Genomic DNA, 22,713 nt, shown 5'->3' on the forward strand with positions numbered 1-22,713 from the left:
CTTAACACGGAAATTTTCAAACACGCAAAGCCAGTTTCAATGTCGCCCTAGCTTTTGCTTTTGCTTTTGCTTTTGCTTTTACTAGTAACTTGTGGCTTGTAGCTTGTAGCTACTCTTTTAATCTCGATCCGGCGCCGGCGCCACGCGCATCACTTCTTCGATAGTGGTTAAGCCGGCGCCGACCTTTTGCGCGCCCGATAAACGCAGCGTGCGCATACCTTCTTTTACTGCCTGTTTGCGCAGCACCATTAAATCGCCGTCGTCTTTGATGAGAGCTTTGACCGAATCGCTAAGCATCATGATTTCGTAAATGGCTAAACGCCCGAGGTAGCCGGTGTTGCGACACTCTAAGCAGCCCACAGGTTTGTAAATTTTTGCTGGCGCTTGGGCTTTCCAAGGCGCGACTAATTGCTGCCAAGCAGCGGCATCCACTTCCGTGGCCTCTTTGCAGTGCGGGCACAGTGTGCGCACTAATCGCTGCGCCATCACCCCCAACACCGATGCCTTAATAAGATAAGACGGCACGCCTAAATCCACCATCCGCGCGATGGCCGCTGGCGCATCGTTGGTGTGTAACGTGGATAACACCAAGTGCCCGGTAAGCGAGGCTTGAATCGCCATTTCGGCGGTTTCAATATCGCGAATCTCGCCCACCATGATGATATCGGGATCTTGTCGCATCAGGGTGCGAATACCGGCGGCGAAATCTAAACCGATGTTGTGCTGTACTTGCGTTTGATTGAAGGCGTCTTCCACCATTTCAATTGGATCTTCGATGGTAGACACATTCACTTCATCGGTAGCGATGCGCTTCAGCGATGAATAAAGTGTGGTGGTTTTACCGGAACCGGTGGGGCCAGTCACCAGCACTATGCCATTCGGGCGCGACAGCATGTCTTGCCACAACGCTAAATCTTCGCCCACTAAACCCAACTGTTCGAACGAGCGCAAAAGCACGTCGGGATCGAAAATACGCAGCACCATTTTTTCGCCAAAGGCGGTGGGCAGGGTCGATAAACGCAGCTCCACCTCGTTGCCTTCCGGGCTTTTGGTTTTAATGCGACCGTCTTGCGGTTTGCGTTTTTCGGCCACATTCATGCGGCCCAAGACTTTCAAGCGCGAGGTGACCGCGGTGGCCACATTCATGGGTAACTCGTACACCTGATGCAAGACGCCATCGATACGAAAGCGCACCCGCCCGACGGTGCGGCGCGGCTCCAAATGGATATCGCTGGCGCGCTGTTCGAAGGCGTATTGCAGCAGCCAGTCGACAATATTTACGATGTGCTGGTCGTTCGCCTCAGGGTCTTTAACGGCACCCACTTCCAATAACTGCTCGAAATTATTCACCACCGAGGTAGCGGCGCCGCCCACGCCCGAAATAGATTTTGCCAGCGAGTAGAACTCGACGGTGTAGCGCTCTATGTCGTCTGGGTCGGCAATCACTTTGGTGATGTGACGCCTAGCGGTGTGGGTTAACTGCTCGACCCAAGTGTGCACATGGGGCTCGGCGGTGGCCACGATCAACTCGTCGGGCTTTACCGCAACACAGAGAATTTTATGGCGCTTGGCAAAGGCGAAAGACATCACCTCGGTAATTTTCGACACGTTGATTTCGAGCGGGTCGATATTGCACCAATCCAATTTGGCGCGCTCCGCCAACCAGCGCGACAGGCGCTCGCCATCCAAGGTTTTACCGCTGCTCGATTGATCGACGAGTTTGCGCCCGGCAATGATAGACAGGGGGTTCTTTTCTTTCTGCTTGCCCGACAGCGGCGTGCCCGAGAGTAAATTGGCATCGCCTTGTGAGACCCGGCCATCCTCCACCAGGGCCAATAAGATATTGCGCAATTCGAGTGGGCGGTCGGGGGTAGCCAGTTGATTCATAGTCCCTCACTGTGACGGTTAGCAGCAGTGCTGAATGTACCACAGCAGCGCAGCGGCTACACTGACGCACAGCCAATAACCAAACCAGCGCGGCCTGGGTGCGAATTCGAGCGTGACCCTCGTCACATGAGTCCTTATACTGCGCGCTCTGATTCTAGGGAGAACAGACAATGCCTAGTGCCAACCCCTTTGCCACCCTATTTGGTAAATCACCCATCAAGCCCATGCAAGAGCATATGGCCGTGGTCACCGAAGCCGCCATGTTATTAAAACCCTTCTTCGAAGCCGTTATTGCCGGCGATTGGGTTAAAGCGGAACAGGTACAAAACAATATCCACCAGCTCGAAAACGATGCCGACAAGCTGAAAAAGCAGTTGCGTCTACATCTACCTAAAAGCTTGTTTCTGCCCGTGCCTAGGTCAGACCTGCTGGAGCTGCTCGCCGGTCAGGACCGTATCGCCAATCGCGCTAAAGACATTGCCGGCATCATGCTCGGCCGCCAAATGAAGCTGCCCAAAGCCTTGGGCGAGCAAATGCTGGCGTTTGTCGACTCGGCGGTGGCCACCGTAGCCCAGTCGCTGACCGCCATTAACGAGCTCGACGAGTTACTGGAAACTGGCTTTGCCGGGCGCGAGTTAAATATTGTTGAAAACATGATTAGCGAGCTGGATAAGCTCGAAAACCGCGCCGACGAAATGGAAGTCACCATCCGCGCCGCGCTGTTCGCGCTGGAGTCGGAAATGCCGCCGGTGGACGTGATGTTCCTGTACCGGGTTATCGATTGGGTGGGCGATGTTGCCGACCGTGCACAAAAAGTAGGTAGCCGATTAGAGCTGCTGCTAGCGCGCTAAGCGCTTCCATTATTGCGGAGATTGTCCATGTCTATTATTGCTGAATACGGCCATGTTTTTATCATCATGGCCTGTATTTTTGGCCTGTTTATGGCCTGGGGTGTTGGCGCCAACGATGTTGCCAATGCCATGGGTACATCGGTCGGCTCGAAGGCGCTCACCATCAAGCAGGCGATTATTATCGCCATGATTTTCGAGTTTTTGGGCGCTTATCTCGCCGGTGGCGAGGTTACTGAAACCATTCGCAAGGGTATTATCGACCCCTCTGCCATCGCCGACACGCCCGAGCTCTTGGTCTACGGCATGATGGCTGCACTACTGGCGGCTGGCACTTGGTTGCTGATTGCCTCTATGCTCGGTTGGCCTGTGTCTACCACCCACTCCATCGTTGGCGCCATCGTCGGCTTCGCGGTGGCGGGCATCTCTTTTGACGCCGTGTCTTGGGGCAAAGTCGGCACCATTGCCGCCAGCTGGGTGGTCTCGCCAATTCTGGCCGGCACCCTGTCTTTTATGTTGTTTCGCAGCGTTCAACGGCTGATTCTAGACACCGAAAACCCGCTCGAAAATGCTCGCAGGTATGTGCCCTTCTACATGTTTGGCGTGGGCTTTTTGATCAGCATGGTAACTATGCTGAAGGGCTTGAAACATGTGTTTAAAGACTCGGGCGTAAACTTTAGCTTCTTCGAATCTGTGGGTATTTCGGCACTGCTGGGGCTTTTAGTCGCCGGCTTTGGTATTTATCTGCTTAAGCAGATTAAGCCGGTCAGCACCAGCGAATCGCGCTTTGCCAATGTCGAGCAAGTATTTGCCATTCTGATGATTTTTACCGCCTGCTCCATGGCCTTCGCGCACGGCTCTAACGACGTTGCCAACGCCGTTGGCCCCATGGCGTCGATCGTCGCCACGGTAAAAACCGGTGCCATTGGCGCCAAGGCCATGATGCCGGCTTGGATATTGTTGGTGGGCGCTATCGGTATCGTGATCGGTTTGGCCACCTACGGCTATAAAGTGATGGCCACTATCGGCAAGAAGATTACCGAGCTGACCCCAAGCCGTGGTTTCGCCGCCGAGCTTGGCGCGGCGGGCACCGTGGTGCTGGCCTCGGGCACGGGCTTACCTATTTCAACCACCCACACCTTGGTGGGTGCGGTGCTGGGTGTTGGCTTGGCGCGTGGAATCGGAGCGCTTAACTTGCGCGTTATTGGCAGCATATTCCTGTCTTGGATAGTGACGCTGCCGGCCGGCGCGCTCTTGGCTATTATCTTCTTCTATATTTTCAAAGGCTTGTTTAGCTGAGGCCGACGCGAGCCAGAGCAAGTAATGAGGGCGCCTGCAGGCGCCTTCATTGTTTATGGCGCGCGAACATAGCACAATCAGGCTCTGCAACAGCGCCAAGGGCGCTATCACACGCACTTCTAGGATGGATGCATGACCGATTTGAAGCAATACCGGCAAGCACTCGGCCAATTGGTTGCCCTGCCATCGGTCAGTTGCGCCTCACCTCGGCTGGATATGAGCAACCGCGAGGTAGTGGATCTACTGGCCAACTGGTTTGCCGACCTAGGCTTCGAAACTCAGGTTCAAGCCTTGCCCGGCCAACCTAACAAGGCCAACTTGATTGCGACGCTCGGTAGCGGGACAGGCGGCTTGGTGCTGGCCGGCCATACCGATACCGTGCCCTTTGACGAACACAGCTGGGATCAAGACCCGTTTAAGCTCACCGAAAAACAAGACCGGCTCTATGGTTTAGGAGCCACCGATATGAAGGGCTTTTTCCCGGTCATACTGGCGGCGGTGAAAGACTTCACCAGCAAACCCTTGAAGGCGCCGCTCACGATCATCGCCACCGCGGACGAAGAAACCTCTATGGCCGGTGCACGGGCCTTGGCCAAACAACACCATCACCAAGCGCATGCCGCGGTGATCGGCGAGCCCACAGGCTTGAAGCCTATCCGCATGCACAAGGGCATTATGATGGAGGCCGTGCACGTGCGCGGCCATAGCGGTCACTCCTCGGACCCGGCCCTAGGCAACAATGCGCTAGAGGCCATGAACCTAGTGATGGCGGACCTCTTGAGCTTTCGCCAGGAGCTCCAAAGCCAATACCAACACCCCGGTTTTGCCGTGTCGGTGCCAACCTTAAACTTGGGCTGCATTCACGGCGGCGACAACCCCAATCGTATTTGCGGCGACTGTGAGCTGCAGTTCGACTTGCGCAGCCTGCCCGGCATGGACAACCAGCAACTGCATGCCGACCTCGAGCGTCGGCTCGCTCCCTTGGCGCAAAGGCTCAACGTCGATATCACCCTGCGCTCGCTTTTCGCCGATGTGCCGGCCTTTGAACAGGCTGCCAATAGCCAGCTGGTGCTGCAGTGCGAAGCGCTCACCGGCAACGCGGCGGTCAGTGCCGCCTTCGCCACGGAAGCGCCGTTTCTGCAGCAACTAGGTATGGAAACCGTTGTGTTAGGCCCTGGCTCTATCGATCAAGCGCATCAGCCCAATGAATTTATTCCCTTAGATCAAATTGCCCCCGCCGTGACCGTGCTGCAGCAATTAATTCGTCACTACTGTTGTTAATAGAGGTTAAGTAAGGCTTATCCATGACCCAGGAAAACACCAAACCCATGGCGCAACAATACGTTGATTGGTTCCGCGACTCATCGCCCTACATCAACGCGCACCGGGGCAAGACCTTCGTGCTGATGCTGCCCGGCGAAGCTGTCAGGCACGCCAATTTTGCCAATATCATCTACGACATTGCGCTGTTAAACAGCCTTGGCGTACGCCTGGTTATCGTGCACGGCACCCGACCGCAAGTTGAACAGCGCTTGGAGCTGGCGGAAATGGATTCGCTGTTTCACGAAAACCTGCGCATCACCGACCCACAAGCCATGACCGCCATTATTCATGCGGCCGGCGAAGTGCGGGTGGATATCGAGGCGGCGCTGTCTACCGGACTGCCAAATTCCCCTATGCATGGCGCCCATATTCAAGCGGTAAGTGGCAACTTTATCACCGGCATGCCGCTTGGCGTGATCGATGGCACCGACTTGCAATTTACCGGCAAGGTTAGGCGCATCAACACCAAAACCATGCAGCAATCGCTCGATTTAGGCGCAATTTTGATTGTCTCGCCGCTCGGTTACTCGCCCACCGGCGAGGTGTTTAACCTGAGCTTCGCCGAGGTAGCCACCCAGGTGGCCATCAACCTCAACGCCGACAAGATTGTTAGCTTTGTCGAAGGCCGGGGCGTCGAGGATGAAGCCGGCGGTCTGATTCGCGAATTTATGCTGCACGAGGCAGAACAGTACCTCAACAACGAAAACAGCCGCCCGGCGCACGGCAGCCGGCTGGCGTTAAAGGCCTGTTTCGAGGCCTGCACCAAGGGCGTGCCTAGGGCGCAAATCGTCTCCTTCAGCGACGACGGCGCCTTTTTGAAGGAGCTCTTCACCCGCGACGGCAGCGGCACCATGGTCTATCGGGATAACTACGAGCAGCTGCGCACCGCCTCGATCGACGACGTAGGCGGTATTATCGAGCTCATCGAACCCTTAGAAAAAGCCGGTATTTTGGTGCGCCGCTCGCGCGAGATGCTGGAGAGCGAGATCGAAAAGTTCTCGGTGCTGGAAAAAGACGGCACCATACTGGCCTGTGCCGCGCTCTACCCTTATTCCACTGGCGCCGCGGAGCTAGCCTGCGTGGTCACCCACCCCAGCTACCAAAAAGGCGGCCGCGCCGCAAAGCTTCTACATCAGCTAGAGCGCCATGCCATGCGCGCCGGCATTAAAGAGCTGTTTGTGCTCACCACCCAAACCGCGCATTGGTTTTTGGAACAGGGCTTCGTGCCCGGCGATATAGAGACACTGCCCATTGAGAAGCAATCTCTTTATAACTATCAGCGCAAATCGAAAATATTCACTAAGCGTTTGGCTATTTAGCGCGTTTTACTGCTAACAAACCCGCCCAAACACTCGGCCGGCCGCAGCCTTTCTGGTATGCTTGCCGGCCGTTTTTATTGCAATACATTTATCAGACTTCTGGAGTCGTCTCATGCCAGCCTATCGCTCGAAAACATCCACCCATGGCCGCAACATGGCCGGCGCACGCGCCCTTTGGCGCGCCACCGGCATGAAAGATGACGATTTCCAAAAACCCATTATCGCCATTTCCAACTCCTTCACCCAGTTCGTGCCCGGCCATGTGCATCTAAAAGACATGGGGCAATTGGTAGCACGGGAAATTGAAAAGGCTGGCGGCGTGGCAAAAGAGTTCAACACTATCGCCGTCGACGACGGTATCGCCATGGGCCACGACGGCATGCTCTACAGCCTGCCCAGCCGCGACATTATCGCCGACAGCGTCGAGTATATGGTTAACGCCCACTGTGCTGACGCCATCGTGTGCATCTCCAACTGCGACAAGATTACGCCCGGCATGTTGATGGCGGCCATGCGCATCAACATTCCGGTGATCTTCGTTTCCGGCGGGCCGATGGAAGCCGGTAAAACGAAATTAGCCGAGCACAAATTAGACCTTGTGGATGCCATGGTCATTGCCGCCGACGACACCGCTTCAGACGAAAAAGTCGACGCCTACGAGCGCTCCGCCTGTCCCACCTGCGGTTCTTGCTCGGGCATGTTTACCGCCAACTCGATGAACTGTTTAACCGAGGCGCTGGGTTTATCGCTGCCCGGCAATGGCTCAATGCTGGCAACGCATAGCGACCGCGAACAACTTTTCTTAGAGGCCGGGCGCAAGATTGTCGAGATTACCAAGCGCTATTACGAACACGATGACGCATCGGTTTTGCCGCGCAATATCGCCTCCCTGCCAGCGTTTAACAACGCCATGGCACTCGACATCGCCATGGGCGGCTCCACCAATACCATTTTGCATTTACTGGCCGCCGCGCAAGAAGGCGACATCGATTTCAGCATGAAAGATATCGACGCACTGTCGCGCCGCATTCCGCAGCTGTGTAAGGTGGCGCCGAACACGAAAAATTATCACATGGAAGATGTGCATCGCGCCGGCGGCGTGTTTAGTATTCTGGGCGAACTGGCGCGCGGCGACTTACTCGACACCAGCATTCCTACTGTACACAGCGCCACGCTGGCAGAGGGCCTAGCCAAGTGGGATATCACCGTGACCGAGAGCCCGGCCGTGCGTGAATTTTTCCGCGCCGGGCCCGCCGGCATTCCGACCCAAACCGCCTTTTCGCAAAGCACGCGCTACCCCACACTCGATGGCGATCGCGCCAACGGTTGTATTCGCTCGGTAGAAAATGCGTTTAGCAAAGAAGGCGGGCTTGCCGTATTAACCGGTAACATTGCTGTCGATGGCTGCGTGGTAAAAACCTCCGGCGTCGACGAAAGCATTTGGATTTTTGAAGGCCCTGCTTACGTGGTTGAGAGCCAGGACGAAGCCGTTGCCGATATTTTGGCAGGCAAAGTTAAAGAAGGTGATGTGGTTATTATCCGGTACGAAGGTCCAAAAGGTGGGCCAGGCATGCAGGAGATGTTGTATCCAACTAGCTATTTAAAATCAAAAAGTTTGGGTGCTAAGTGTGCGCTGCTCACCGACGGCCGTTTTTCCGGTGGCACCTCGGGTTTAAGTATTGGCCACGCCTCGCCAGAAGCAGCGGCCGGTGGCGCTATCGGCTTAGTAGAAACGGGCGATATTATTCAGATCAACATCCCAGCCAGAAGTATTAATGTAAAACTTTCTGATCAAGAATTAGATGAAAGACGCGCCAAAGAAGACGCCAAAGGCGACTTAGCCTGGAAGCCAAAAGCACAGCGGCCACGCAAAGTGTCTGCATCGCTAAAAGCCTATGCGCTATTGGCAACTAGCGCGGACAAAGGTGCCGTGCGCGATTTATCTAAGTTGTAATTTTTTTAACGTCGCTCGGAAGTTTTCCGAGCGACGTTAGCACGATCATTCCAAAACCAAGTTTTCACATCACTTTTTATCTGCAATTTATCTTATTTATTCCTCCTTCCAGCTGTTATCTCTGAACTCTGTCGCGTTCGATTGTTTTAAATTTTTTCCGCTGTTAGCTTTGTGCTGTCGGCGAGGTGTTGTCCGAAAAATAATTCTAAAGAAAAAAAGGAAATATCATGGAAAAGAGATCAGTTTTTCAAAGAAGATTTTTAGCCAGTGCCATTGTTTCTGCCATGGCCGCCACTGCGCAAGTTTCTATAGCGCAAACCCAGCAGGGCAAGAGTATTGAAGAAGTGACGGTGGTTGGCTCCCGTCTTTCCCAAGGCGGTCAGTTCGAAGGCGCCACACCGGTTCAGGTATTCGATCGCGACAGTATCGATAAATCTGGCTACACCAACTTACAACAACTTTTCGAAAAATCCCCTATCGCCGGCAACGGCACATTTTCAACCCGCGGCAACAACCAAGATTCCACGGCAAACGGGGCATCTGCCGTTAGCTTGCGCGGCATGGGCGCCGATGCCACCCTGGTTTTAGTTAACGGTCGGCGAGTTGCGATTAGCGCCTTCGCCGAAGGCATCACCACTAACTTTGTCGATATCAACGCCCTGCCAGTCAGCGCCGTTGAACGAATTGAAGTGTTAAAAGATGGGGCCTCGGCGATTTACGGCTCGGATGCTGTAGCCGGTGTGGTCAACGTTGTGATGCGCGATAACTTCGATGGCTTCGACGTCTCGGTCGGCTACGGCAATACCACCGATAGCGACAATTCAGAAACCACTTTCTCCGCCATCTGGGGCATGAATGGCGATGCTGATTCCAACGTCACTTTGGTGTTTGATTACTTCAAAAATACCGCGCTCATGAATGTCGATCGCGGTCGCCTAGGCACGGCGGATCAAACGGCGAATGGTGGCTTCGATTACCGCTCTTCCCGGGGTTACCCTGGCAACTTCACCGTCGACGGAGTCATTACTATCGATCCGGGTTGTCCAGCCGGCAGCAACTTTGATCCAACCTGCGTCTACGATTACGGCCCTTGGGCTGTGTTAACACCCGCGGCGGAACGCGCGGGAATCATAGTTAGCGGGCACCGAAACCTGACCGATGAGATAGAATTTTTTACCGAAATTGCAGTTCAGCACAACACTTCATCGGCGTTTGGCGCACCTACCCCACTCGATGAGGGCGCTGGCCTCACAGTACCCGTATCTCATCCAAACAATCCCTTTACCGGCGCCACCACTATCAGCATAAATCGTTACCGCACAGTAGATGCCGGGGCGCGCGCTTGGGACATTGAAACCGATAACGTGCGCGGTGTGTTTGGTTTGCGCGGCAAAGTTGCCGATTGGGATTGGGAGCTGGCCGCACAGCGAGCCCGCAGCGAATCCACGCAAACGGGCGATCGCTCACAGGGTTGGGTAAGAACAGATTTACTGCAGCAAGAAATCGACGCTGGCCGCTACAACCCCTTTGGTGGCGTCACCAATCCCGACAGCGTTATCGATGCCATTACCACCAGCCTCGTGCGCAGCGGCTCGTCACAACTTTCAAGTGTCGAGTTCAACGTGGATGGCGAGCTATTCGCGCTATCCGGTGGCAACGCCGCCATGGCCGCCGGTCTTGAGTATCGAGAAGAGAGCGCCACAGATACGCCCGATGATCAATTTCAACGCGGTTTAATCTTCGGTACCGAATCCGTGTCGGCTTCTGCCAACCGCGATATTTCTTCGGCCTATGTCGAATTTGCGTTACCGGTGACAGACGCCATAAATATTAGCCTAGCCGGGCGGCACGACAGCTATAGCGATTTTGGTTCGACCACCAACCCTATGGCCAATATTCGCTGGGCTCCGAATGAAACAATTGCCTTACGCGCTTCTTGGGGCACAGGCTTTCGGGCACCGTCCTTAGCACAAGTTGGCTTAGGTCCTTCGCAAGAGTCTCTGTTTCTAACCGATGACTATGGCTGTGCAGTTAACATCGCCTATTGTGCTAAAACAGACTATACGGTGGTGTTTGCTGGCAATCCCGACCTAGAGGCAGAAGAGTCGGAAAGTGCAAATATAGGTGTTGTTTACAACCCAACGGACTCTTTAACCCTGTCGCTGGACTATTGGAATATTAAACAGGAAGGCAAGATTGATAAGGAGCCAATAGAATATTTACTGGCGCAGTTTTGTGGCGATCAAAATAGCGATATTTGCATAAGATCTACACCCCTACCTGGCGACACCCTTGGCGGGATTCAATCAATCAACAGTAGTTTTATTAATATCGGCGAGCAAAATGTTACCGGCATCGACTTTAGCTTACTCTGGGCTGACTTAGACGCTATGGGGGGCACTGTTAACCTCCGCTTAGATTATGCTTATTTAATCGAGTTCGAACGGGTTGAACTTGATTCAAGCGGCGATGGCTTTACCTCTATTGACTTGGCCGGGAAGTATAAATATCCGAAACATCGCTGGAATGCCACCGGCGATTGGGACTTCGAAAACTTTGGCCTCTCTGCAACGCTTAACTACATCGGCTCTTTCGACGACTTAGATGGCGGCACTAACTATTACATTGATGCCACCAGAACCGTCGATGCCATGGCAACGGTTAACTTGCAGGCGCGCTATACCGGCCTGCAAAATACCTTGCTAAGCATCGGCGTCAATAACTTACTCGATGAAGACGTGCCCTTTGCCAGCGGCGACGGCGACTCGGACTTGTACGGTTATGTTTCGAGCCAACACGACCCACGCGGCCAGTATTTTTACGGCAAAGTGACTTACAGCTTTTAACTAAGCTCCGAAACATCAAGCCGCGCCCAGCGCGGCTTTTTTACACCACCAATTCAGCCGAACCACTCATCGCTCACAAATACATTTTTACTTTTACTTTTACTTTTACTTTTACTCAGTCTAAACCAGCGACCCACACACCAACTTACCCCCAAAGCCGCTCTTGTCCGTCCTGTAAACTGTAAACTTCTTCGCCTGTCTACTTCCCCTTTGTGGGGTCCGGCCATCCGGCTTGCGGCTAAGAAATTCGAACATAAAAAAACCGACCCAAAGGCCGGTTTTTTTATAACGGAAAACCAACTTACAACGCAAGCTGCCTTTCCCGCTCTTTCTCACTCTTGGCGAACTCGATCCACTGCAATGCGAATTTCGCAGAGCGCTTATCTTCCTTCGCTTTTTCAAAGGCTTTAATCGCAGAGTCGTATTTCTTCTGGCTAACAAAGGCCATACCAAGAACAATTTGCAATTGATCTTCGCGCTTAATGCCCTTGCGCTTCAGAGCCACTTCACCGGCATCGATAGCTTTGTTGTACATGTCATTGTCGAGGTAAATACCCGCAAGACGTGCATACAAGTCACCGGTATCGGATTTAGCCGCAGCCTTCTCCATCTCTGGCAAAGACTTCTTAATTTCCTGCGATAGGCGCCAGGAAACCGCCAAGGTCTCTAAGTTTTTGGAGGTTGGCTCGATACGCTTGTCTTTAATACCCTTATCGATAATTTTGGCTGCCTTATAAGGCGCTTCTTCACCGAGGAATAGGTAAGCAATGTTGAGCAGTTCTTTCTCGTTAGTCACCGCGCCCATGATGTAGGCGGCTTCAGACGCATGGAGCTGGTCTTTCTCGCGGTTCACCGAGCCGTACATACCTGCTAGCTGACGCCAGTAGGAGGCTTTCGGGTAGTGACGCACTAACTTTTCGAGAATCTTAATAACAGTTTTGTTATCGCCTTTCTCGTAATAAATTGCGCGCTGTAGAGCGAACCAGTTTTCCTTCGGAACCTTACCCTTGCCTTCGTAATCGTTTACCGCCCAATTGATGTCCGGTAACGCCTTATTGAAGTCATTCAGCGAGTAGTAAGCCTGACCGCGAAGTACATAGGCATCGGCACCAACAATCGGTGACGCGGCCATCCAGCGAGTCAAGATATCCACAGCTTTGCGGTAATCTTCCTGAATGAAGTAGAGCTGCGCCATGGTATACAAGGTGGCCGTCTCTAGACCTTCTGGAATGTCATCGGGGTTAGACACAACGCGCTCGTAGGCCTTCAACGCATCGGGGTAACGCTCTAATGAGTAGTAGACGAAACCGTAGTAGTTCCACAGTTGCGCCAACTCATAGCCATTCCACTTAGCGGTGTCGCCTTTTAGCTCGTCCAGCTCTTTTAACGCTGCTTTCCAGTCACCAGCGTCGGCGAATACTTGAACCTCGGCGAGCTTCTTGTAAACGTTTTCACGCAGGGCTGGGGTTTTGCGGGTTTTGTGTTGCGGCTTGGCATCGTCTTGCGCATAGGCAACACTGCTGCTCACCAAACCACTTAATACCGTGCCGTCTAAGGCAACACTTGCAAGCGCAGGTGCCAACAAAAGCGGGGCGGCAAAAAGCGTGCTTTTTACAATACGGGTAACTGCTGTCTTAATAGTCATAATCACTCCAGTCAGTTACTTCGCAATCGCGAAGCTGATTTTGTTGCGAACACCGGGAACCTCAATGGCCTCACCGTCCACCACGCGGGGCTTGTATTTGAATTTTAGCGCAGCTTTGGTGGCCGCACTGTCAAATATGCCTTCGGGATCTGCTTCAACAACAACAGGGTCGCGCACGGAACCGTTCTTGGTAACCACAAACTCGACAATTACGTAACCTTCAATGCCACGCTGGAGGGCGCGACGTGGGTACACGGGCTGGACTTTAACGATAGGCAAGTACTCGCCATCACTGGAAAAGCCGCCAATGCCGCCAACTTGTAAGTTTGCCGCTAATTTCGGCGCTCCCATGTTGATGGCGTTCGGGTTGAGATCGGGCGTGTCAAAATCCATTTCCGGCATTTCTGGCGGTGGATTCAACGGGTCATCAGGCTTTACAGCTTGATCGGTTTCGTACTGGGTTTTGATTTCACGGTCGGGCATGTGGATATCCACAACCTTGGTATCTTCAACGTCCTTTGGCTCAGTCACGTTCATCGCGATGAGGAAGTGCATTAAAAATATCAAACCTGCCGTGGTAGCTGCCGCCAGAGCCGCTGCTACACCAATTTTTAAGATGTTCATAGCGAGTTATTTCTCAGTGGCGACAGACACATCGAGAACTGACACTTCGCGCGCCGCCTCGATAACCTTTTGGATGAATTCGATTTTAGCATCGTTATCAGCCTGAATTACCAAAGCACCCTTGGGGTTCTCTGCATGCAAACGCTCGATGTGCGACTTGATATCGCGCTCATCGACCTGCTGCTTAGCAATCCAGATCTCGTTATTGGCGTTAATCGCGACCAGAATATTAGCGTTCTTTTTCAAGAGGCTAGTTGTTGCGTCTGGGCGGTTAACTTCAATACCCGCTTCTTTAATGAACGATGCGGTCACGATGAAGAAGATCAACATGATAAATACCACGTCGAGCATCGGTGTTAAATCGATTGCACCGGCTTCCTCTTCTTGGCTTGGTCTTTTACTCATGACGGTTCTCGTTGTAACTGGTTAACGGGCGGTAGGCCTAAAGACCTACCGCGTCGCCTCGCCGAGGCGATTAATGGTCCATCGTCAGATGGTCAGCCAGCAACTGGGCTTCGTTGGCAGCAGTTTGGGTTAGGAAGGTGTTAGCAAATACGCCCGAGAGCGCTGCTACCATGCCTGCCATGGTCGGAATTGTGGCTTGTGAAACACCACTCGCCATGGACTTAGCATCACCACCGCCCGTCACTGCCAAGATGTTGAATACTTCAATCATCCCCGTCACAGTTCCGAGTAGACCGAGCAGAGGGCAGAGCGCAACCATGGTCGCGATCATATCCATATTGCTGTTGATCTTCTCGGAGATGCGTGAAACTAGCGCATACCTTACCTGATGAGCGCCCCAGGATTTACGCTCTTTGCGCGCTTCCCAGGTATCAAGTACTGACTGCACATCGCCTTTCAGACTACCTTTGAAATACCAAACTCGTTCGAAAATCAGAGTCCACATCACAAAGGTGAGGATGGCGATCCACTTAAGGATAGGGCCACCCGAGTCCATAAAGGCGTTAATGGCTGCAAGAGCGTCCATCAATGCCAACATGGTTTATCTCCTACTTCTTTTCGGCGTTTTCAGCAATGATACCAGCGCTTTGCTCATCTAGAATATGAACAACACGCTTGGCCTTGGTGTTAACCAGGGTGTGCATCAAGACTGTTGGAATCGCTACGATTAGACCCAGTACGGTAGTTACCAAGGCACCAGAAATACCGCCGGCCATAGCCTTTGGATCGCCCGCACCGAAGATGGTAATGGCCTGGAAGGTCACGATCATACCGGTAACGGTACCGAGTAGACCCAACAGCGGCGCAACCATCGCAATGATTTTCAACAGCTGTAAGCCGCTTTCAATCTGGGGGCGCTCTTTCAGCACAGCTTCTTCAAGCTTCAGCTCAAGGGTTTCAGTGTCCACTTTTGGATTGTCTTCAGCGACTTTCAATACACGACCCAGTGGGTTGTTGGTATTGGCTTTCTGCTGCTTAAGCTGGGCGTTAACCTTGCCTGAAATACCCATCAGCACGATGAAGCGCCACAGAGCTAACAGCGCTGCAAAGGCACCCACTGCAGAGATGATGTAGCCAACAGTACCACCTTGATGCCAACGCTCTTCCAAAGAAGGGGTGTTGATCAGCGCAGCCAGTAATGAACCACCTGATGGACCGGTAGGATCGATACCAACTTTGGTGAAGCCGCTGGTTGCCTCTTGTACCGCCGCCGCACCGCTCAAGAAGCTATCGGGCTGACGAACCAGCTCTTCGATCTTGCCATCTTTCGGTGAGTAGGTGAGGTATTTGCCGTCAGACAACAAGTTGAAGTTACCGACGCGAACAATAGTCTGCGCAGCCTTCTCGCCGTTGGGCTTGATGACGGTGCCAGTGAAGGTAGTCACTTTCGCGCCTTCAATGGTTTCACGCTGCAATTCGTACCACAGACGCTCAATTTCATCGATCTTTGGCAGCTTGGTGGCCGAGTTCATCTTGTCGATGAGAGCGTCCAAGAATGCGGTGCGATCGCCATATTGAGCAGATACAACGGAGGTATTGATGTTAGAGCGCAAGTCGCCAGCGGTTGACGTCAAGTGACCGAACAATTCTTTCAGAGAACCCAAGCGCTCTTGAAGCTGCTTACGCTTCGCGGCCACTTGAATTTCTTGTGCCTTGTATTTGGCTTCCAACTGCTCAGAGCGACGCTCTTCGGCAGCTTTTTCAGCCTTGGCTTTGTTCAGCAGAGACTGCTGGTTAGCTTTGTCGCGCAAGAATTCAGCTTCGCGCTGCTTGTGCTCGCGGGTTTCAGACACTTTAGAGTCTTGAACCATTTTCAACAGCTGCTCTAAAGAAGCGGCTTTGTCGTCTTGGGCAAAGGCAGCACTAGCGCCAAAAATACCCGCTACAGCTACGATTAAGCAGCGCTTTACGAAGGTCAGTTTCATTATTTAGCCTCCGGAGCCAAGATGGGTAAGCCCATGATATCGTTGGTCGCTTGTTTCTTCGCGATTTTGATACCCTGTAAAATAGATGTGCGGTATTCGCCAGAATCTAACTCGACGTATGCCTTTTGACGCGCATCCCAAGCACCAGACAAACGCGTGTCAGTGGTTTGGTACATCAAGGCAACACGGCCAACGCGCAGAATGTTCACTTCGCGATCCTGACCACCGATGTTCAATGTATCTTTATACGTGTCGATTTTACGACCGTACTCAGATTCAATTTTGTAGGCTTCGAGTACTTGACGGAATTTTTCAGCAACCGAAATATCCGCGCGCTCTTGGTTGGCGCGAAGTTGTTCGATGCGATCGCGACGCTCGGTCAAGTGGAAAGGTACGTCCAGCTCAACGAACTGCTCCAAACCATCCAACATGCGAAGGATCAACGGCTGGATTTGACGCTCCATCACCGTTACCTGGTCGATTGACTCTTCCAGATCAGTCAATACAACGAGCTGGTTAGCAATCTGCTTTTCCTGCTGTGCGTTGTATACCTTCAAGCCTTCAATCTGCTTATTAACAGTTTTGAATTCCTGCAACAGAGAGTTAGTGTCGTCGGCGATCTTGTCGATTCGCTTCTGAGACTGCATAGCTGCTGTGGTTTTAGCCTGACCTGTCTGCAGAATCGCATTCAGGGTTTGGTCTGCTTGAGCCACACTGCCAATCAGTGCGCCAGCAGAAAGCATTGTGGACAGAGCCACCGCTTTCATTCGTTGCTTCTTCATAGTTCCCCCAACTCGGGTGCTTTTTGTGCAATCAACTTTGCGCGTCAGTTTAATTTCACTGCCACACACGCTTAATTCCGCGTTGCTCCGGCGACAGAGAAGGGTGGCATTGTAATGACCCCCTCCGCCAAGATTCAACGACTAGACGAATATCCAAAAACAGTTTGTGCCGTTAAGTAACACAAAGGTAACAGATTGGTAACAACTCTCGGAAAGTACATCCAACAGCGGTAACACCAGCCCAAAAAACGTACAACTGCATGGTGAATCGTTATGAAGCTTGCCAAATTTGCGACAACTTTCACATTCGATCCAGCACTATAAACGAATAGTCATAAGGATTGGAACCTCCTGAGCTATGCCTTTCTTCGCTTATTTGTTGCCAATGCTGCTGTTCAAGACGCGGGAATTGTGCATCGCCCTCGACAACTGCATGAACCTTAGTCAAATACAGACGGTTTGCCAGAGGCAAGGCCTGCCGATAGATTTCGCCGCCGCCGATAACCATCATTTCATTCACACCCAGATCAGCCAGCAGGCTCTGTGCCAGCTCAACAGCCTGATCCAGCGAGTTACAGACAGTAACACCGTCGGCCTGCCAGCCGCTCTGGCGGGTTATCACAATATTGGGCCGGCCTGGTAGCGGGCGACCGATAGAGTCAAAGGTTTTGCGCCCCATTATCACCGGCTTTCCGAGGGTGGTGCGCTTGAAATAGCCGAGATCGCCAGGCAGGTGCCAGGGCAATTGGTTGTCTTTGCCGATGACGTGATTTTCCGCCATGGCGACGATGAGTGCGAGCCCTGCCATTAGATCGCCACCGGCGCGGGTATGTGCGGGTCTGGGTTGTAGTTCAACAACTCGAAGTCCTCAAACTTGAATGCCAAGATGTCCTTCACCGCTGGGTTAATTTTCATGGTGGGCAGGGCTTTGGGCGTGCGCGCCAACTGCAGCTCAACCTGCTCGGCGTGGTTGCTGTACAAGTGCGCATCGCCGAAGGTGTGAACAAAGTCGCCCAGCGCCAAATCACACACCTGCGCCAACATCATGGTGAACAGCGCATAAGAGGCAATATTGAAGGGCACGCCGAGGAAAATATCGGCGCTGCGCTGGTACAGCTGACAGGACAATTTGCCCTCGGCCACATAGAACTGAAACAGCGTATGGCAGGGCGCCAAGGCCATCCGGCCCTGGGCCACATTGTCTTGCGGCGACAGGGTTTCATCTGGTAACGCCGTGGGGTTCCAGGCAGAGATCAACAATCGGCGCGAGTTGGGCTTGGTTTTTATCATCTGCACCAGGTCTTTGATCTGGTCCACTACCACGCCATTGGGGCCCTCCCACGAGCGCCACTGGTGGCCATAGACAGGGCCGAGATCGCCGCTTGGCGTGGCCCACTCATCCCATATTTTGACGCCATTTTGCTTCAGGTACGCGGTATTGGTATCGCCCTGCAGGAACCACAGCAATTCGTGAATAATGGACTTCAAGTGGCATTTTTTCGTGGTGATGAGCGGGAAGCCTTCGGCTAAGTCGAAGCGCATCTGGTAGCCGAATACACTTTTCGTGCCGGTGCCGGTGCGGTCGCCTTTTTGCACGCCGTTATCGCGAACGTGGCGCATTAAGTCTAAATACTGTTTCACGATGATTTCACCCCACTCGCATCACGTCTCTTGTAGGCCCAAACGAAAAAGATCAGCCCGAGCAAAAACATAGGTGCCGACAACACTTGGCCGCGGGTCACCCAACCAAAAAAATCAAAGCTGATGTGGTTATCCGGCTCGCGCACAAACTCCACCATGAAGCGGAACAAGCCGTAACCCATCATAAACAGACCACTCACGGCCATGCGCGGGCGCGGCTTGGCGGAAAACCAAAATAAGATAATGAACAACAACAAGCCCTCGAGGCAGGCTTGATACAGCTGCGACGGGTGTCGTGCCAGCGCTTCCGGATCGCGCGGGAACACCATGGCCCAGGGTAGATCTGTGGGCCTACCCCAAAGCTCTTGGCCGATAAAGTTACCCAGCCGCCCGAAGGCCAAGCCCAAGGGCACCATGGGCGCAATGAAGTCGGTAATGGCAAAAAACGGCTGCTTGATCTTGCGCCCGTAGAGCCAGAGCGCTATCAGCACCCCGAGCAAGCCGCCATGGAAAGACATGCCGCCCTCCCAAATTTTCATCAGCCAAACCGGGTCTTCGAGGAAGCGATCAAAGTTATAAAACAACACATAGCCCATGCGTCCGCCCAGGATGACGCCAAAGGCGCCGTACATGATCAGGTCTTCTACCTGAGCTCTGGTGACGGGGCTATCGGCGCGCGCGGCGCGGCGCGCGGCCAGGAAACCGGTGCCGAGAAACGCGGCCAAGTACATCAAACCATACCAGTGCACCGCGAGTGGCCCGAGGCTGTAACCGGCTATCTCAAAGGGGCCGAAAGCAAAGGCGATAGGGTCTATTTCTGGGTATTTCAACATGAACAATTCCAATCTGTGGAGTATCAGGCGTTGATCCAACGCACATCAGGCGGGCATTATGCTTTCTTCACTCGCTCACTGCCACAGCTGCCATGTGTTTACTCTTTATCGGCCATCAAGCTCACGCCCACTGGCCACTTATTCTGGCCAGTAATCGCGACGAATTTCACCAGCGTCCCACAGCGGCGGCACACTTCTGGCCGGAGCAACCGCAATGGCTGGGAGGCAAAGATCTCGAGGCGGGGGGCAGCTGGCTGCTACTCAATCAACGCGGCCGGTTTGGCGCGCTCACCAATGTGCGCAATGGCCAACAGACAACCGGCAAACTGAGCCGCGGCGAACTGGTCAAGCGCGCGGCTGCTATAGATCATGCGGGCGCCATAGACGGGCGCGAATTCGGCGCTTTTAACCTGGTCACGGGTGCGCTCAGGGGTGGGCACTGGCAGCTAGAGGTGAGGTCGAATCAAAGCTGGCCCATGCCGAGCTCAACACTCAACGCGGGCGTTCACGGATTGAGCAATGCCAGCATCAATACGCCCTGGCCGAAGGTGGCATCCGGCCGGCGAGAATTGCGCCAATTACTGAGCAGCTCGGGCAGTGAAGCTGAACTGGAATTAGGTCTCTGGCAGCTGCTCGGCAATCGCGACCCAGCACCAGTGACCGAACTACCCAACACCGGCATAGACCGAGACATGGAACTGCTGCTGTCGAGCCGATTCATCGTCAACCAGCGCTATGGCACACGCGCCAGCACCCTGCTACTAGTCGACCGGCAGCAGCGGGCGCTATTCATTGAGCGCAGCTTTGATGCAACGGGAACACAAGTAGGCGAAACCCGAGAGCGCTTTAGCTTTCAACTTTAATTGGTGAAGACCAACCTTAGCCGGTTGGCTGCGGCGGCGGTTGACGCTACAAGCTACAAGCTACAAGACGGATGGTCTGGTTCGACACATCAACCCCCTACAGGCTACAAATTTTGATGAAAGATCATGCCCGTAAGGGCTTTCTTGTTTAATTCCGGCGCCATTGCTCGGCTTGCAGCTTGCAGCTAAAATTTTGCTTCAAACATTAGGCCGATACAGCCGCTTAATACCCATATCCTGCAAGCGCGTGTTCAAGGTCGCCTCTATGGCCTCGGCGGTGTGTAAACACATCACCTCGGCCAATAGGGCACAGGCCTGATCTTTCGAGATAGCGCGCAGCACCGACTTCACTTTCGGCAAGTTAGTGGCACTCATCGATAGCACGTCGTAACCCATGGCCATGAGCAGCACCGCAGCGCCTGGGTCACCGGCTAGCTCGCCGCAAATACTGACATCAACGTTTTCCGCGTGACCTGCTTCTACCACTTCCTGCAAAGCGCTGAGCACGGCGGGGTGCATGCTCTGATACAAGTCCGCGACCCGGGCGTTGTTGCGGTCCACGGCCAACAGGTACTGAGTTAAATCGTTCGAACCCACCGAGAGAAAATCGGCGCGCGCCGCCAGTTCTTTGGCTTGGTACACAGCTGCCGGCACTTCCACCATCACTCCCACGGGCGGGTAAACCACGCGATGACCCTCTTCCATCACCTCGTTAAAGGCGCGCAATATCAGCGCATTGGCGGCATCCAGCTCGGGAATGTTGGTGATCATAGGCAGCATGATGCGCAAATTGTCCAAGCCTTCGCTGGCCTTGAGCATGGCGCGCACCTGCACCAAAAAGATCTCTGGGTGATCTAGCGTGACCCGAATGCCGCGCCAACCGAGGAAGGGGTTGTCTTCCTCTATGGGGAAATAGGGCAGGGCTTTATCGCCACCTACATCGAGGGTGCGCATGGTGACTTGGCGCGGCGCGAAGGCCTCGAGCTGCTCGCGGTAAATTTTGGTTTGCTCTTCCTCGCCCGGAAAGCGGTCGCGCAACAGGAAGGGCACTTCGGTGCGGTACAGGCCCACACCTTCGGCGCCGCGGTCGAGCGAGCGCATTACGTCCGCCATCAAGCCGGTATTCACCCATAGGTTAAGCCGGTGGCCGTCGGTGGTTTCACAGGGCTTGTCCTTGAGCGTTTCTAGATCCTTTTGCAGCGCCTGCTCTTCTTTGAAGATCGCCTTGTAATGGGATTTAAGAACCTTGGACGGGTCCAGATAGACAATGCCGTTGTAGCCGTCGACGATGAGTTTGCGCTGATCTAACTTGGTGTAGGGCAGGTCGATCACCCCCATCACCGTGGGAATATCCATGGCCCGCGCCAAGATAGCCACATGGGAGTTGCGCGAACCTTCAACCGACACCAGGCCGGCGAGCTTGTCGGCCGGCACCTCGCCCAACATAGAGGCGGTCAATTCCTCGCCCACCAGAATGGTATTGTCTGGGTAGACCCGGCACATCTGCGCCGACTCCTGCAAATAGGCCAGCACCCGGCGCCCCAGATCGCGCACGTCGGCGGCGCGATCGCGCAGGTAGGGGTCGCTCATGGAATTGAAATTGCGCTCGTGCTCGAGTATCACATCGGCCCAGGCGTAGGGGGCGCAAACGCCGCCGCGAATGCGCTCGGTCACTTCGCCGCCCAGGGAGGCGTCGTCGAGCATGGCTAAATAGGCATCAAACAGCGCCTGCTCTTCGCGCGACAAACGGCTTCTCAGTTCGTCGCTCATGCGGCCAATATCGTTGCGCACGGCGGCCAAACAACGGTAGAAGAAGGCAATCTCTTCCTCGATATCCGACACCACTTGATAGGGCACGGAATTTAAGTCGGCCGGCGGTGAAATCACCACCGCCTCGCCGATGGCGACACCCGAGCAACCAGAGACACCAATAAATTTGGCCTCGCCCTTGCCTTGCCCCACGGCCACCACCACACCGGTAGCCTCGGCATGGGCAATAACCCCCGCGAGCTGGGCCGACAAGGTTACCAGGAAAGCTTCATCGCCTTCGTCAAAGCGCCGGCGATCGACCTGCTGTACCACCAATACGCCCAAGACTTCGCGGTGGTGAATGATGGGCACGCCTAAAAAGGAGCTAAAGCGCTCTTCGCCGGTTTCGGGAAAGTATTGATAACTGGGGTGGGTCTCGGCGTGCTCGAGGTTGAGCGGCTCTTCGCGGCTCACCACGCGGCCGACCAAGCCTTCTTCGGCCCGCAGGCTGACTTTTCCCACCGCTTTTGGGTTGAGCCCGTCGGTAGCCATTAGCACGTAGTTTTTCTTACCATCGCGCAAGTAAACCGAGCACACTTGGGTGTGCATAGACTCTTTAATCCGCGCCACAATGATATTCAGCGCCGATTGAAGGTCGCGAGCGGCGTTAACTTCTTGCACGATGTTACGCAGCGAATTGAGCATGCTCG

At 53.9% G+C, this 22,713-nt stretch carries 18 protein-coding genes; 7 read left to right on the forward strand and 11 right to left on the reverse strand.

All coding sequences use genetic code 11. The features are described from left to right. Nucleotides 1–117: 117 nt before the first annotated feature. Entirely contained in the window at nucleotides 118–1,887 is a 1,770-nt protein-coding gene (gene tfpB / locus QWY82_RS03080; RefSeq protein WP_290259788.1) for a type IV pilus assembly ATPase TfpB, read from the reverse strand. A gap of 170 nt (nucleotides 1,888–2,057) precedes the next feature. Here tfpB and QWY82_RS03085 point away from each other — a divergent pair, with 170 nt between their 5' ends. The 6 genes from QWY82_RS03085 to QWY82_RS03110 all read left to right on the forward strand — a co-directional run bounded on the left by QWY82_RS03085 (nucleotide 2,058) and on the right by QWY82_RS03110 (nucleotide 11,476). Continuing rightward, nucleotides 2,058–2,738, forward strand: a complete 681-nt coding sequence (locus QWY82_RS03085) for a TIGR00153 family protein (protein ID WP_290259790.1) — start codon at nucleotides 2,058–2,060, stop codon at nucleotides 2,736–2,738. Between the two features lie 27 nt (nucleotides 2,739–2,765). Beyond that, nucleotides 2,766–4,034, forward strand: a complete 1,269-nt coding sequence (locus tag QWY82_RS03090) for an inorganic phosphate transporter (protein WP_290259792.1) — start codon at nucleotides 2,766–2,768, stop codon at nucleotides 4,032–4,034. A 132-nt stretch (nucleotides 4,035–4,166) separates the two neighbouring features. Further along, the gene (gene argE / locus QWY82_RS03095; protein WP_290259795.1) at nucleotides 4,167–5,315 is read left to right on the forward strand and encodes an acetylornithine deacetylase; all 1,149 of its coding nucleotides are present in this window, start codon (nucleotides 4,167–4,169) and stop codon (nucleotides 5,313–5,315) included. Between the two features lie 23 nt (nucleotides 5,316–5,338). Then, nucleotides 5,339–6,676: an amino-acid N-acetyltransferase gene (argA, locus tag QWY82_RS03100; RefSeq protein ID WP_290259796.1), complete on the forward strand. Its 1,338-nt coding sequence runs from the start codon at nucleotides 5,339–5,341 to the stop codon at nucleotides 6,674–6,676. A gap of 112 nt (nucleotides 6,677–6,788) precedes the next feature. Continuing rightward, a complete protein-coding gene (gene ilvD / locus QWY82_RS03105; protein WP_290259798.1) occupies nucleotides 6,789–8,630 on the forward strand; it encodes a dihydroxy-acid dehydratase in 1,842 nt (613 codons plus the stop codon). A 227-nt stretch (nucleotides 8,631–8,857) separates the two neighbouring features. Next, nucleotides 8,858–11,476 carry a TonB-dependent receptor gene (locus QWY82_RS03110; protein ID WP_290259800.1) on the forward strand — a complete coding sequence of 873 codons (2,619 nt, stop codon included), beginning with the start codon at nucleotides 8,858–8,860 and terminating at the stop codon, nucleotides 11,474–11,476. A 301-nt stretch (nucleotides 11,477–11,777) separates the two neighbouring features. Here the strand turns inward: QWY82_RS03110 and QWY82_RS03115 are convergent, their stop codons facing one another. The 9 genes from QWY82_RS03115 to lgt all read right to left on the reverse strand — a co-directional run bounded on the left by QWY82_RS03115 (nucleotide 11,778) and on the right by lgt (nucleotide 19,391). Then, nucleotides 11,778–13,121 carry a tetratricopeptide repeat protein gene (locus tag QWY82_RS03115; protein WP_290259802.1) on the reverse strand — a complete coding sequence of 448 codons (1,344 nt, stop codon included), beginning with the start codon at nucleotides 13,119–13,121 and terminating at the stop codon, nucleotides 11,778–11,780. Between the two features lie 15 nt (nucleotides 13,122–13,136). Continuing rightward, nucleotides 13,137–13,745, reverse strand: a complete 609-nt coding sequence (locus tag QWY82_RS03120; RefSeq protein WP_290259804.1) for an energy transducer TonB — start codon at nucleotides 13,743–13,745, stop codon at nucleotides 13,137–13,139. A gap of 6 nt (nucleotides 13,746–13,751) precedes the next feature. After that, on the reverse strand, nucleotides 13,752–14,150 hold the full coding sequence (locus tag QWY82_RS03125) for an ExbD/TolR family protein (RefSeq protein WP_290259806.1): 399 nt from the start codon (nucleotides 14,148–14,150) through the stop codon (nucleotides 13,752–13,754). 70 nt (nucleotides 14,151–14,220) lie between these two features. Beyond that, on the reverse strand, nucleotides 14,221–14,748 hold the full coding sequence (locus QWY82_RS03130; protein WP_290259808.1) for a MotA/TolQ/ExbB proton channel family protein: 528 nt from the start codon (nucleotides 14,746–14,748) through the stop codon (nucleotides 14,221–14,223). Between the two features lie 10 nt (nucleotides 14,749–14,758). Then, nucleotides 14,759–16,135 carry a MotA/TolQ/ExbB proton channel family protein gene (locus QWY82_RS03135; protein ID WP_290259810.1) on the reverse strand — a complete coding sequence of 459 codons (1,377 nt, stop codon included), beginning with the start codon at nucleotides 16,133–16,135 and terminating at the stop codon, nucleotides 14,759–14,761. After that, entirely contained in the window at nucleotides 16,135–16,917 is a 783-nt protein-coding gene (locus QWY82_RS03140; protein ID WP_290259811.1) for a DUF3450 domain-containing protein, read from the reverse strand. The genes QWY82_RS03135 and QWY82_RS03140 overlap by 1 nt, the downstream gene beginning before the upstream one ends. Before the next feature lie 301 nt (nucleotides 16,918–17,218). After that, complete coding sequence (gene folA, locus QWY82_RS03145; protein WP_290259813.1) at nucleotides 17,219–17,725, reverse strand: type 3 dihydrofolate reductase; 507 nt, start codon at nucleotides 17,723–17,725, stop codon at nucleotides 17,219–17,221. Next, nucleotides 17,725–18,558 (reverse strand): thymidylate synthase, encoded by an 834-nt coding sequence (locus QWY82_RS03150; RefSeq protein WP_290259815.1) that lies wholly within the window; start codon nucleotides 18,556–18,558, stop codon nucleotides 17,725–17,727. Before QWY82_RS03150 ends, folA begins: the two co-directional genes overlap by 1 nt. After that, nucleotides 18,555–19,391, reverse strand: coding sequence for a prolipoprotein diacylglyceryl transferase (lgt, locus tag QWY82_RS03155; protein WP_290259816.1), 837 nt, complete (start codon nucleotides 19,389–19,391; stop codon nucleotides 18,555–18,557). The genes QWY82_RS03150 and lgt overlap by 4 nt, the downstream gene beginning before the upstream one ends. 92 nt (nucleotides 19,392–19,483) lie before the next feature. On the opposite strand from lgt, the gene QWY82_RS03160 reads away from it, so the two are divergent. Further along, the gene (locus QWY82_RS03160) at nucleotides 19,484–20,254 is read left to right on the forward strand and encodes an NRDE family protein (protein WP_290259818.1); all 771 of its coding nucleotides are present in this window, start codon (nucleotides 19,484–19,486) and stop codon (nucleotides 20,252–20,254) included. Between the two features lie 198 nt (nucleotides 20,255–20,452). Here the strand turns inward: QWY82_RS03160 and ptsP are convergent, their stop codons facing one another. Continuing rightward, entirely contained in the window at nucleotides 20,453–22,708 is a 2,256-nt protein-coding gene (gene ptsP, locus QWY82_RS03165) for a phosphoenolpyruvate--protein phosphotransferase (RefSeq protein WP_290259820.1), read from the reverse strand. Nucleotides 22,709–22,713: the final 5 nt, after the last annotated feature.

The organism is Simiduia curdlanivorans (genome assembly GCF_030409605.1).
GTDB classification, from domain to species: domain Bacteria; phylum Pseudomonadota; class Gammaproteobacteria; order Pseudomonadales; family Cellvibrionaceae; genus Simiduia; species Simiduia curdlanivorans.